This window comes from Nocardia sp. NPDC019219 (genome assembly GCF_040632645.1).
Taxonomy (GTDB): Bacteria; Actinomycetota; Actinomycetes; order Mycobacteriales; family Mycobacteriaceae; genus Nocardia; species Nocardia sputorum.
In genome coordinates, this window is record NZ_JBEYCG010000013.1 from 13,845 (window position 1) to 25,666 (window position 11,822).

Sequence of the window (11,822 nt, forward strand, 5' to 3'; positions counted from 1 at the left end):
GCGCGGGCGTCGGCGGTCTGCTATACAGCGTGCATGTTTCGCAGGTGGCTGATCGGAAGTGTGCCGGTGCTCGTCGTGGTGGTGCTGCTGGGGACGGGCACCTTCTACCTGACGAAGGCGCGCACCTTCCAGCTGGCCGGTCACGTCGTGAGCAGGGTGGACACCGACGCCAGGGTGGTCGCGCTGACCTTGGACGACGGACCGTCCGACCGGGCCCCCGAAGTGCTGCGAGTGCTCGCCGAGGCGCAGGTTCCGGCCACCTTCTACCTGAACGGGCGCGATCTCGCCGCGCACCCGGAGTACGGCAGGGCGATCGCCGCGGCGGGCCACGAGATCGGCAACCACACCTATTCGCATCGCCGGATGGTCTTCGTCACGCCCGCTACGGTTCGTGACGAGGTGGAGCGCACCGACGCCGAGATCATGCGGACCGGCTACGTCGGCCCCATCACGTTCCGCCCGCCTTACGGCAAGAAGTTGTGGGTGCTGCCGCACTACCTGGCCGAGCACGACCGGGTCACCGTGACGTGGGACGTGGAGCCCGATTCGGGCAAGGCGGGCGCCACGGCGGACGACATCGTCGCCGAGACCCTCGGCAAGGTCCGTCCTGGCTCGATCGTCCTGCTGCACGTCATGCACGGGAACGCCGAGCCGTCGATCGCCGCCATTCCCCGCATCGTCGCCGAATTACGCGCCGCCGGTTACCAATTCGTCACGGTCTCCGATCTGATGTCGCGCTGATCCGCGCCGGGTCGACTCGCCGTGGGCGCCTCCGGCGCCGATTCCGCCGTCGCCGACCACTGCCCGATCGCGGACCTCGGAAGACTCGGAAGGGGCGGCGCGGAATCCATTCGGCTAACCGGCGGCCGGAAGCATCCCGTAGGCGTGCGTCGGCGTGAACAGCACCAGGGCGCGGCGATCGGCGACCATCGCGTCGCGGTACTCGTCCCAGTCCGGATGCTCGCCGTTCGCGGTGCGGTAGTAGTCGACGAGCGCGTCGACGGTGGGATCGTCGGGCGCGGTGGCGACGGGGGTGAGTTCCACCGGGCCTTCGAGCACGGCATAGGCGAAGAAGTCCTCACGGGTCACATGCAGCGCCGCCCAAGGGTCGCGGACGAGGTTGTGATACTTCGCGCGGTCGGCGGTGATCGAGATGCGGATGCGGCCGTCGTCGCCGACGACATGCAGCACGTTGGACAATTGCGGGCGTCCGTTGCGGCGGATCGTAGTGAGTACGGACCTGCGGTGATCGCGGGCGAAATCGACTGCGGCGGCGAGTTCCATGCCCGTGTAACCCATCGCGTGGCGGGTCTCTTCCCCGTCGCGGCCGGTCAGTCGCGGTGGTAGGCCGCCTGGGCCGCTCGCACGCGGGGCATGTTGGTTTCCAGCACCTGGATCAGTGCCTCCAGGTGTGCGGCCACCTCGGCGCCCAGTTCCGTGAGGGTGTATTCCACGCGCGGTGGGATCGTCTCCTGCACCTCGCGATGCACCATACCGTCACGTTCCAGTGCTTGCAGGGTCTGCGACAGCATGCGCTCGCTCACGCCGTCGACCCGCCTGCGCAGGGCGCTGAACCGATACGGGCCTTCGCGCAGCGCGACCAGGGCCAAGGTGCCCCAGCGGCTGGCGACATTCTGCAGGACCGGCCGTGAGGTGCAGTTGCGCGCGAAGACGTCGGCTTCCAGCGTGGGGTCGTCGGCCTCGGCCGAGACGGTGCGCTGGGTGGTCATGACCGTCATGGTAGCGAACTTGACCGCAGTGGCGGCGGAATGCATAGTGCTTACGAATAGTTAGTACTATGCAAATCGTACCTTGGGAGGCAGTCATGACCGTCGCCGTCACCGGAGCCAGCGGCCAGCTGGGCCGACTTGTAGTGGAGGAGTTGTTGCGCGCGGGGTCGACGCCCGTCGCGATCGTGCGTGATCCCCGGAAAGTGGCCGATCTGGCCGAACGCGGCGTCGACGTCCGGCAGGCCGCCTACGACGACTCGGCCGCGCTGGAGCGTGCCCTCGACGGCGTCGACCGGGTGCTGCTGATCTCAGGCAACGAGTTCGGCGCGCGCGTGGCCCAGCACGCCAATGTGATTCGCGCGGCCGAACGTGCGGGCGTGCGACTGCTCGCCTACACCAGCATTCCGAACGCGGCCGACAACCCGCTGATCCTCGCCCAGGAACACCGGGGCACCGAGGCGGTGCTCGCCGAATCGTCCGTGCCGCACGTCTTGCTGCGCAACGGCTGGTACTGGGAGAACTACGTGGGCGGCCTCGCGCACGCGGTGGAGTCGGGGGTGTTGCACGGAGCTGCCGGTGAGGGGCGCGTGGCGGGCGCGGCGCGCGCCGACTACGCCGAAGCGGCCGCCCGTGTGCTCACCACCGATGGTCACGCGGGCCGGGTGTACGAACTCGGTGGCGGCGAGCGGCTCACTTATGCCGAGCTGGCACAGGCGATTTCGGAGGCGTCGGGCAAGCCGGTGCGCTACGAGAACTTGCCCGAAGCGGACTATGCCGCCGTGCTGAGCCAGGCCGGCCTGCCCGACGTCTACGCGAAGGCGCTCGCCGACGCCGACGCGGGCATCGCCACCGGCATCCTCGATGTGCGCTCCGGTGACCTGGAGAAACTCCTCGGGCGACCGGCCACCCCGGCGGTCGAGGTCTTCCGCGCGGCGCTCGCCTGAACCCCTCCGGTGGCTTCTCCTGCCAAAGGACGATGGGCCAGGTGTGGTGACTTCGTTGCCCACGCCTGGCCCATCGCAGGTAGTGCCAACCGAGGGCGCCGATCGCCGCCCGACTGCTGTCTGCGCGTGCTGTGCGTCCCGAGTTCGGCCGGATACGTGCTCAGCCCAGCTCGACTACGTCTTTCGAGCGAAGCGAGATCGAGCATGCGAACACGCCGCGACGCAGTCGCGGCCGATCGAACACAGCTCACACCCACTGCACCAACTGGACGACGATCCCGTTCGGGTCGCTCATCTGGAAGTACCGCTCGCCCCATTCCTCGGTCTCGATGGGCGTCACGATCGGCACTCCCTCGCCTTGCAACCGGGCGTACTCGGCATCGATGTCGTCGACGACGAAGACGACGAGCAGGCCTTCGCCCGCGCTGCCCGCCGCGCTCTTCGGTTTGAAACTCGCCAGTCCGGTGCGCAGGTAGATCACGTTCAGGCCGGCGTCGGCGCGATCCAGCGAGACGAATCCGTCGGCCGACATCTTCTCCTCGAAGCCGAGGTGGTCGATGAGGAACTTCGCCGAGGCGGCCGGATCGGGGACATTGAGCGAGATGGCGGAAGCGGTGATGTTCATAGGCCCTCCTCGGTAAGCTGTACTAAGTACATTATACTTTGTAGAGGAAAAGCGGCCGGGAGTCACTATGAGCTGCGTCACATCGATACCATCGGTGCGGCGCGGCAATGGAGGAGGCGGCAATGGGACAGCCGAAGGAACGCAGCGGTGCGGGCGACCCGGTGCGCACGCTGGAGTTGCTATGGCGAGTGCCGGCCGAGTCGGGCCGGGGCCCGAAACAGCGCAGCAGCGTCGAGGCGGTCGTGGCCGCCGCGATCGAGATCGCCGACGCGGACGGCATCGGAGCGCTCACGATGCGCGCGGTCGCCAACCGGCTCGGCCTGACCCCCATGGCCACCTACACGTATGTGCCGGGCAAGGCCGAGCTGATCGATCTGATGCTGGACACGGTGTACGCGCAGATGGAGCGCGGAAACCTCACCGGCCTGTCCTGGCGCGAGCGGGTCATCCGGATCGCGGCCGAGAACCGCGCCATGCTGGCCCGGCATCCGTGGGTGGCGTATCTGCCGACCACCCGGCCGCCGCTCGGACCCGGTCTCGCCGCCAAATACGACCACGAGCTGGCCGCGTTCGCGGGACTCGGCCTCGATGACGTCGCCATGGACGCCGCACTGACGTTCGTGCTCGGCTTCGTCACCTCCGTCGCCCGCATCGCCATCGACAGCGCGCGTGCGGCGGCCGACAGCGCCATGTCCGACGGGCAGTGGTGGGAACGGGCCGCGCCGGTTCTCGCGCGGGTCTTCGACGCGGAGCGCTACCCGCTGGCCGCGCGCGTCGGCGCCGCGGCGGGCCAGGCGCACGACGCCGCCTACAGCGCCGAGCACGCCTACGAGTTCGGCTTGACGCTGGTGCTGGACGGTTTGGCGCGCCGCATCGAGGGGCCGTCCGCCGACCGCTAGACGCCGTCGCGCTGGATGCGCAGGGCGGTGATGGTCGTGGCCAGGCCGTCGTATTGGTTGATGAGCAGCACGATTTCGATCAGGCTGCGCTCGTCGTAGTGCTTCGCCAGCTCGGCCCAGGTGTCGTCGTCGAGGTCGCGCGTCTCGACAAGTTGGTCCACGGCGGCCAGCAGCGCCCGATGCTTGTCCGACCAGCCTGCCGCCGCCGGGCCCTCGCGCAGCCGCTCCAGGATCTCGCTCGTCACCCCGGCGCGCCGGCCGAGCCGGATGTGATGGTCCATCTCGTAGTCGCAGCCGCGCAGATGCGCGACCCGGAGGATGACCAGTTCCGACTCGTGGCGGGGCAGCCGCCCGCCCGGCATGAGTTTGCCCGAATAGTGCAGCCAGCCGCGGAACAGTCCCCCGGTACGGCCGAGCGTGCTGAACAAATGGGCGTCGCCGGTGCCAGCGGCGCGGGAAAGTACCTGCCAGACAAGCCAGTTGAGCGGGCCGAGTTCCCGGAGCCGTCCGGGTGAGATGCGTGGTTGCAGCGCTGAAACCATGCCGGTTGCCACCTCCGCGTGGTCTGTGGCCGGCGTCGGTGCCGACCGAGAGAGAGCCTACTTGGCAGTATCCCGTGCAGCGCGCCACCATTCTTTTGCTTTCGGAGTGGTTTTCGGCGGGGTACCCCGTCATCATCAGTACCGGTGCTGGTCACCGTGGCGTCAGGTGTGGACAACAGGTCGGCAGGGGATTAGATGCTGGTGAGGATCAGGCCCGGAGCGGAGCTTTCCGGCGCCGAGCGGGAATTCGTCGCGTGCCTGCGGTCGTATCCGACGACCGGCCTCGCCGTGGTCGATATCGAGGCGGACAATCGGCGCGTCGACGCGGTGGTGTGGACCCCGCGTGGCCTGACCGTGCTGGAAGTGCATGGATTCCAGCGCAGGCAGAGCGGCATTCTGAGCACACCGGCCGATGGGCCGTGGAAGATCAGCGACGCGCCGGTGGAATTGGACGACCCGGAGTCCGGGAGCCCCGCCGAGCGCGTGGAGCACGGGATGTACGCGGTCAAGCGCATGCTCGAGCGGGCGCTGCAGGATCCAGGGCACATCAGCGGCGCGGTGGTGCTCGTCCCGTTCCGCGGAGCCGTGGTGCGCCCGGCGCGCACGAATCTGCGCCCGGGGTTGGACGTGGTCGTCGGGAACGTCACCGACGCGACGGAACTGCGTATCTACCTGGAGGGGTTCTCCGCGGGACCGCGGGACTGGACCGCCGACCGGGTGATCGGCGCGTGCGGCGCGCTCGGTCTGGCGGAACTCGCCCCGTCCCGCGCGGAACTCCTGGAAGCGGGTTTCGAGGAGCACGCGCCGGAGCCGGTCACCACCATCGCGCGCACACCGAAGCCGCGAGTCGAGCCGACGCCCGGCGTCGCGACGAAGAGCCAGGCGTATGCCGGGTGGTCCGTCGTCGTCATCGCCGTGGTCGGCGTCCTGTTCGTGCTCGGCGTGATCGCCACCGCGCTCGCGCACGACTCCGCGCAGCCGATCCCCGCGACCGGCACGACGAGCCCGACGCCGTCGCCGCCCGCGTACCGTCCCACCCAGTGCTTCCCCTTCCAACAGAGCTGCTGAGCGGTCAATCCCGCACGGCTCGGCCCAGTTTGGTCAGGCGCAGCGCGTGCTCCGCACGGGCCAGCACGTGCGTGCGCGAGGTGGTGACGTGGGCGGTGAGCGTGTCCAGCGCCGCATCCACGGCGCCGGACATCAGATGCTCGGCGACCGCGATGTGCTCGGCGGTCATCGTGGCGATCCGTTCCGGCGTCGGCACGTCCAGCGTGCGCACCGGGCGCACCCGGACGTGCACGGCGGTGAGCGCGTCGGCGAGTGCGGCGTTGCCCGCGGCCGCCAGCAAGGTGGTGTGGAACCGTTCGTCGGCGGCCACCAGCGCGGGTCCCGGTTCCGGTGGGTCGTCGCGCAGTGCGCGCCAGGCGTCGAGCTCCGCGCGCACGAGATCCAGATCGTGCGCAGGCGCCGTGCCGGGCGGCCCCACGCGTCGCATGCCCCTGGTTTCCAGGACGAGGCGCAACTCGTAGAGGTGATCGAGTTCGTCGAGCCTCGGCCGGTACGGATACAGGCCGTCGGCGAGACGCTCGACCAGGCCGTCGGCTTGTAAGCGGGCCAACGCCTCCCGCACCGGGGTGCGCGACACCCCGTAGGCCTCGGCGAGGCGCTCTTCCCGAAGCCGCTCGGTCGGCACGATGGCTCCGGTGGCCAGATCCCGGCGCAACGAGTCGTACACCTGCTCGCGCAACGGGATCCGGCCCCTGTGGTGGGCCACGGCGGTGCTCAGATCGCCATCGCCGAGCGGACGTCGCTCTCGGCGCCGGCCCCACCCGCGCCCGTGGCGGTCACCCGGCCGGACCGCAGCACGTAGTAGCGCTGCGCCGCCTGCAACGCGAAGCCGATGTGCTGTTCGACCAGCAGCACGCTCAGCCCGCCGCGGCGGGTGAGATCGATGATGGTGCGCTCGATCTCGGCGACCACCGACGGCTGGATGCCCTCGGTCGGCTCGTCCAGGATGAGCAGTTTCGGCTCGGTGATCAGCGCCCGCGCGATGGCCAGTTGCTGGCGCTGCCCGCCGGACAGCAGGCCCGCCTTGCGCGTCAGCAGCTCGCGCAGCGCGGGGAACAGGTCGAGCGATTCGTCGATCAGCGCCTTGCCGCGTTTGCGGCCGTCCGCGACCACCTGCATGTTCTCCGCGGTGGTCAGTTGCGGGAAACTCTGCTGCCCCTGCGGCACGTACGCGATCCCGCGGCGTACCCGCCGCGACGGCGACAGTTTGGTGACGGCCTCGCCGTCGAACTCGATCCGGCCGGACTTCGCGCCGATCAGGCCGACAGCGGTGCGCAGCAGCGTGGTCTTCCCCGCGCCGTTGTGTCCCATGACGGCCACCACGCTGTCGTCCGGGACCGTGATCGAGACGCCGTGGATCACCTCGGTGCGGCCGTAGCCGGAGTGGATATCGGTGAGTTCAAGCATCGCTGTCCCCTTTCCGGGCCGAGTCCGGGCTCGGCGCGCTCGACGCGTCCTCCAGCTCGGTTCCGACGGCCGCGGCGGTGCCGAGGTAGACCTCCTGCACTTTCGGGTCCGCCTGCACCTGTTCGACGGTTCCCTCGCTGAGCACCTTCCCGCCGGCGAGGACGGTGACCGAGGTGGCGAAGGCGCGCATGAAATCCATGTCGTGCTCGACCACTACGACCACCCGGTCGCCGCCGATCCGGCGCAGCAAGTTCCCGGTCTCCTCGCGCTCCTCCGCGCTCATCCCGGCCACCGGCTCGTCCAAGAGAAGCACCGACGCGTTCTGCACCAGGAGCATGCCGATCTCGAGCCATTGCTTCTGCCCGTGCGCGAGTACCCCGGCGGGCTTGTCGCGCAGGTCGGCCAGTCCGGTGGTCTCCAGCGCCTCCTCGATCGCCGGGAGCACGGATCTGCGGCGGCGCAGCATGGTGAGCGCGGAGCGGCCCGCGCCCGCGGCGATGTCGAGATTCTGCAGCACGCTGAGCTGCTCGAACACGCTGGCCGTCTGGAATGTCCGCCCGACGCCGAGCCGGGCGATCCGGTGCACCTTCTTGCCGAGCAATTCCACGCCGGTCTTCTGCGCCGAACCGGTCGCCGGGACCAGCCCGGTGATCGCATCGATGAGCGTCGTCTTGCCCGCGCCGTTGGGGCCGATGAGGAAGCGCAGATCGCCCTGCAACACCGTCAGATCGACATCGGTGACGGCCTTGAATCCGTCGAAACTCACCGAGAGGCCGCGGATCTCGAGGTACTCGCTGGACATTCCGGCGTTGCCGCCGAGCTTCGGTTCGTGCGTCGTCTCGGTCATCGCGATTCCACCTTCTCCGTCGCGGGTTCCGGCAGCTTTTCGACGACCACCGTCGCGGTCGGCGCGGTTCGCCGGAATCTGTTCTCCAGCAGTCCCTTCAGCAACGGCCACAGTCCGGCGAGGCCCGCCGGGACGAAACCGACCACCACGATGAACAGCACGCCTTGCAAATACGTCCATCCCGAGGGGAACTCCTCCGACAGCGCCGTCTGCGCCCACGCGACGCCGATCGCGCCGAGCACCGGACCGAGCAGCGTGGTCCGGCCGCCGATCGCGACGCCGATGAGGAACGCGATGGAGGGGACTACGCCGATGTCGGCGGGGGAGATGATGCCGACGATCGGCGTGAACAGCGCACCGGCGATGCCCGCGAAGAACGCGGCGACCACGTAGGCCACGATCTTGACGTTCGCCGGGTCGTATCCCAGGAAGCGCACCCGCTCCTCCTGGTCGCGCACCGCGACGAGCAACTCGCCGTACCGACTGCGCATCAGCTGCCGCACCAGCGCGACCACCACCAGCAGCGTTCCCGCGGCGAAGAAGAACAGCATGCGCCGGTTGACCGGGTCGGACAGCTTGAAGCCGAAGAAGGCGCGGAAATCCGACAAGCCGGTGAATCCGCCGATGGCCTGCTGACCGGTCAGCAGGATGGCCAGCGCGGCGGCCAGCGCCTGACTGAGGATCGCGAAGTAGGCGCCCTTCACGCGGCGCTTGAAGACGCCGTAGCCGAGCGCCGCGGCGACCAGCGCGGGCAGGACCAGGATGCCGAGCAGCGCCACCGGAGCCGAGGCGAACGGTTGCCAGAACGACGGCAATTCGCGAATGCCCGCGATCTCCATGAACTCCGGCACGTCGTTGCCGAGCCGGGCGGCGTCGGCCATCTGCAGATGCATGGCCATGATGTAGGCGCCGATGCCGAAGAACACGCCTTGCCCCAGGGTGAGCATGCCGCCTCGGCCCCAGGCCAATCCGATGCCCACCGCGACGATCGCGAAGCACAGGAACTTCGCGAGCAGATTGAGCCGGAAATCGCTGAGCACGGCGGGCGCGACCGCGAACAACAGCACGGCGGCGACGGCGAATCCGGCGAGCGCGCTCAGCGCGGAGTGCGCGCGCCACCGCTGGACGAGCGTGGTCATGCGAGGCTCCTTGTCCGGACGGTGAACAGGCCCTGCGGGCGCACCTGCAGGAAGATCACGATGACGACGAAGACGATGACCTTCGCGATGGACGCGGTGGTCGAGTACTCGATGTAGGAATTCAGCAGGCCCAGCGCGAAGGCCGCGATCACCGTGCCTTTGATCTGGCCGAGCCCGCCGATCACCACCACGAGGAACGCGTCGATCAGATAGCTCTGACCGATGGTCGGGCTGGTCGAGCCGATCAAGGTGAGCGCGACACCGGCCACACCCGCCAGACCCGAGCCGATGAAGAACGTGCTGATATCGGTGAAACGGCTCGACACGCCGGAGGTTTCGGCCAGGCCGCGATTCTGCACCACCGCGCGGATCCGGCGGCCCAGCGGCGTCGCCTTGAGGACCGCGGCCAGCGCGGTCACCGCGACGACCGCCAGCACCAGGATGAAGATGCGCGTCTTCGGCACCACCGCGCCCAGGATCGTGACGCCGCCGCTGAGCCACTCCGGCGCGACGACGTTCTTGGCCGGCGCGCCGAAGATGTCGCGGGCCAGCTGTTGCAGCACCAGCCCGACGCCGAAGGTGACCAGCAGGGTGTCCAGCGGGCGGTCGTACATCCAGCGGATCAGGCCCATCTCCAACGCGGCGCCGAGCAGGCCGCCGACGAGGAAACCGATCAGCAGCGACACGACGAGCGAGACGCCCGCCGACGAGATCACCTTCTGCACAACGTAGGTCGTGTAACAACCGGCCATGATGAACTCGCCGTGCGCCATGTTGATCACGCCCATCTGCCCGAAGGTCAGGGACAAGCCGAGCGCGGCGAGCAAGAGTATCGATCCCAGACTCAACCCGGTGAAGAGCTGTCCGATCACAACATCCATGGGGAAGGCTCCTGTGTTGGATTTGCCGCGTTGATGTCTGCCTGTCCGATGCTGCCCGCGGCCCCCCTCATTGCGCTCCGCGTGTCCGCCGTGGCGACTTGGTCGCTCGGCGGGCACCGGTAGCTGGGCCGCGGACAGCCGCGGACTACTTCAGGCCCTTGGCCCAGTCGTAGGACTTCAGGTAGGGGTCCGGCGTGACGGCCTTGCCGGAGTCCCACACGGTGTAGATCAGGCCGTCGGGACGGATCTCGCCGATGCGGGCGGTCTTGGTGATGTGGTGGTTGGAGCCGTCGATGGTGACCAGGCCCTCGGGCGCTTCGAAGCTGACGCCGTCGGCGGCGGCCTGGATGTCCTCCACCTTGAACGACTTGGCCTTCTCGACGGTGTTCTTCCACAGGTAGACCGACGCGTAGGCGGCTTCCATCGGGTCCGAGGTCGGCTTGTCGGCGCCGAAGGCGGCCTTGTAGTCGGCGACGAACTTCTTGTTCACCGGGGTATCGACGGTCTGGTAGTAGTTCCACGCGGTGAGCTGCCCGGCGATGTGCTGGGCGCCGATGCCCGCGACCTCTTCCTCGGCGATCGACACCGAGACCACCGGCATGTCGGCGGCCTTCAGGCCCGCGTTGCTGTACTCGCGGAAGAAGGCGACGTTGGAGTCGCCGTTCAGGGTGTTGAACACCGCGCCGGCCTTGGCCGTGCGGACCTTGTTCACGATGGTGGAGAAGTCGGTCGAGCCGAGCGGGGTGTAGTCCTCGCCCTTGATCTCGATGCCGTTGGCGGCGGCGTAGGCCTTGATCTCGCGATTGGCGGTCTGCGGGAAGACGTAGTCGCTGCCGACCAGGTAGAGGGAGGTGATGCCCTTCTGCTTGAGGTAATCCAGCGCCGGGACGATCTGCTGATTGGTGGTCGCGCCGGTGTAGAAGATGTTCTTGCTGTCCTCCAGGCCCTCGTACTGCACCGGGTAGTAGAGCAGCGAGTTCAGGCTCTCGAACTTCGGCTTCATCGCCTTGCGGCTCGACGAGGTCCAGCCGCCGAATACCGCCGCCACGCAGTCGGAGCTGATCAGCTTCTCGGCCTTTTCCGCGAAGGTCTTCGGGTCCGAGGCGCCGTCCTCGAGCACCAGATCGATCTTCTTGCCGAGCACGCCGCCCGCGGCGTTGATCTGGTCGACGGCCAGCTTGGTGGAGTTGGCGACGGTGACCTCGGAGATCGCCATCGTGCCGGACAGCGAGTGCAGCGAACCGACCTTGATCGTGTCCTTCGACGTGTCGACGCAGGACGCGGCGCCCGAGCCGGTGGTCGAGGCGTCGTCCTTGGCACCGCAGGCGGTCAGCAACAGGCCGGCGAGCGCGATCGCGGTGGGCACCGCCATCGCTCGCGCCAAGCGCGGGGAGCGACGGGTGGCACGGAAATCTGGCATGGGGCGAACCCTCTCCTCATCAGGTGTTGCGGCGGCGTCGGCAGGCGCCGCGTCGAACACCGCCGTCTTCGCCCCGGTCACGGCTGTAGACGGGGCTGTATACAACGGCTGTATTCGTGATGCGAACGGTAGACAGGAGTTGTTGCGCCGGAATATCTCTCGATGACAAGTCCGTTTCGTCTGTTTCGCTCGTGTGAACCTTTTCCGTAAACGTGCGGCGAACAGTTGTGAGGTCCTGGCAAACGCGCTGGCCAGGGTGGATCTGGCTACGGTTGCGTAGCGTCGCCGCGATGCGGCACGCTTCGACTCGTAGACGTCTG

General features: G+C 68.4%; 14 protein-coding genes. 4 read left to right on the top strand and 10 right to left on the bottom strand.

Annotation, left to right across the window (positions count from 1 at the left end):
- Positions 1 to 33 precede the first annotated feature (33 nt).
- Entirely contained in the window at positions 34 to 741 is a 708-nt protein-coding gene (locus ABZ552_RS22860; RefSeq protein ID WP_281875964.1) for a polysaccharide deacetylase family protein, read from the top strand.
- A 114-nt stretch (positions 742 to 855) separates the two neighbouring features.
- On the opposite strand, the gene ABZ552_RS22865 is transcribed toward ABZ552_RS22860, so the two are convergent.
- Both ABZ552_RS22865 and ABZ552_RS22870 read right to left on the bottom strand, forming a co-directional pair.
- Positions 856 to 1,284, bottom strand: coding sequence for a PPOX class F420-dependent oxidoreductase (locus tag ABZ552_RS22865; RefSeq protein ID WP_357439814.1), 429 nt, complete (start codon positions 1,282 to 1,284; stop codon positions 856 to 858).
- A 47-nt stretch (positions 1,285 to 1,331) separates the two neighbouring features.
- On the bottom strand, positions 1,332 to 1,730 hold the full coding sequence (locus ABZ552_RS22870; protein WP_281875962.1) for a helix-turn-helix domain-containing protein: 399 nt from the start codon (positions 1,728 to 1,730) through the stop codon (positions 1,332 to 1,334).
- A gap of 95 nt (positions 1,731 to 1,825) precedes the next feature.
- Here ABZ552_RS22870 and ABZ552_RS22875 point away from each other — a divergent pair, with 95 nt between their 5' ends.
- Complete coding sequence (locus tag ABZ552_RS22875) at positions 1,826 to 2,674, top strand: SDR family oxidoreductase (RefSeq protein ID WP_281875961.1); 849 nt, start codon at positions 1,826 to 1,828, stop codon at positions 2,672 to 2,674.
- A 247-nt stretch (positions 2,675 to 2,921) separates the two neighbouring features.
- On the opposite strand, the gene ABZ552_RS22880 is transcribed toward ABZ552_RS22875, so the two are convergent.
- Positions 2,922 to 3,299 carry a VOC family protein gene (locus ABZ552_RS22880; protein ID WP_357439592.1) on the bottom strand — a complete coding sequence of 126 codons (378 nt, stop codon included), beginning with the start codon at positions 3,297 to 3,299 and terminating at the stop codon, positions 2,922 to 2,924.
- A 122-nt stretch (positions 3,300 to 3,421) separates the two neighbouring features.
- Here ABZ552_RS22880 and ABZ552_RS22885 point away from each other — a divergent pair, with 122 nt between their 5' ends.
- Positions 3,422 to 4,198 carry a TetR/AcrR family transcriptional regulator C-terminal domain-containing protein gene (locus tag ABZ552_RS22885; protein ID WP_357439595.1) on the top strand — a complete coding sequence of 259 codons (777 nt, stop codon included), beginning with the start codon at positions 3,422 to 3,424 and terminating at the stop codon, positions 4,196 to 4,198.
- Here the strand turns inward: ABZ552_RS22885 and ABZ552_RS22890 are convergent.
- Positions 4,195 to 4,728 carry a carboxymuconolactone decarboxylase family protein gene (locus ABZ552_RS22890; protein ID WP_357439817.1) on the bottom strand — a complete coding sequence of 178 codons (534 nt, stop codon included), beginning with the start codon at positions 4,726 to 4,728 and terminating at the stop codon, positions 4,195 to 4,197. The two genes, ABZ552_RS22885 and ABZ552_RS22890, sit on opposite strands and share 4 nt — an antisense overlap.
- A 207-nt stretch (positions 4,729 to 4,935) precedes the next feature.
- Here ABZ552_RS22890 and ABZ552_RS22895 point away from each other — a divergent pair, with 207 nt between their 5' ends.
- Positions 4,936 to 5,808 carry an NERD domain-containing protein gene (locus ABZ552_RS22895; protein ID WP_281875956.1) on the top strand — a complete coding sequence of 291 codons (873 nt, stop codon included), beginning with the start codon at positions 4,936 to 4,938 and terminating at the stop codon, positions 5,806 to 5,808.
- A gap of 4 nt (positions 5,809 to 5,812) precedes the next feature.
- On the opposite strand, the gene ABZ552_RS22900 is transcribed toward ABZ552_RS22895, so the two are convergent.
- From ABZ552_RS22900 to urtA, 6 genes are all read right to left on the bottom strand, one after another.
- A complete protein-coding gene (locus tag ABZ552_RS22900) occupies positions 5,813 to 6,514 on the bottom strand; it encodes a GntR family transcriptional regulator (RefSeq protein ID WP_281875955.1) in 702 nt (233 codons plus the stop codon).
- An 8-nt stretch (positions 6,515 to 6,522) separates the two neighbouring features.
- Entirely contained in the window at positions 6,523 to 7,215 is a 693-nt protein-coding gene (gene urtE / locus ABZ552_RS22905) for an urea ABC transporter ATP-binding subunit UrtE (protein WP_281875954.1), read from the bottom strand.
- Positions 7,208 to 8,062, bottom strand: coding sequence for an urea ABC transporter ATP-binding protein UrtD (gene urtD, locus ABZ552_RS22910; protein WP_357439598.1), 855 nt, complete (start codon positions 8,060 to 8,062; stop codon positions 7,208 to 7,210). The genes urtE and urtD overlap by 8 nt, the downstream gene beginning before the upstream one ends.
- On the bottom strand, positions 8,059 to 9,201 hold the full coding sequence (gene urtC / locus ABZ552_RS22915) for an urea ABC transporter permease subunit UrtC (RefSeq protein WP_281875952.1): 1,143 nt from the start codon (positions 9,199 to 9,201) through the stop codon (positions 8,059 to 8,061). Before urtC ends, urtD begins: the two co-directional genes overlap by 4 nt.
- Positions 9,198 to 10,082, bottom strand: coding sequence for an urea ABC transporter permease subunit UrtB (urtB, locus tag ABZ552_RS22920; RefSeq protein ID WP_281875951.1), 885 nt, complete (start codon positions 10,080 to 10,082; stop codon positions 9,198 to 9,200). Before urtB ends, urtC begins: the two co-directional genes overlap by 4 nt.
- 145 nt (positions 10,083 to 10,227) lie before the next feature.
- Positions 10,228 to 11,502: an urea ABC transporter substrate-binding protein gene (gene urtA / locus ABZ552_RS22925; protein ID WP_357439602.1), complete on the bottom strand. Its 1,275-nt coding sequence runs from the start codon at positions 11,500 to 11,502 to the stop codon at positions 10,228 to 10,230.
- Positions 11,503 to 11,822: the final 320 nt, after the last annotated feature.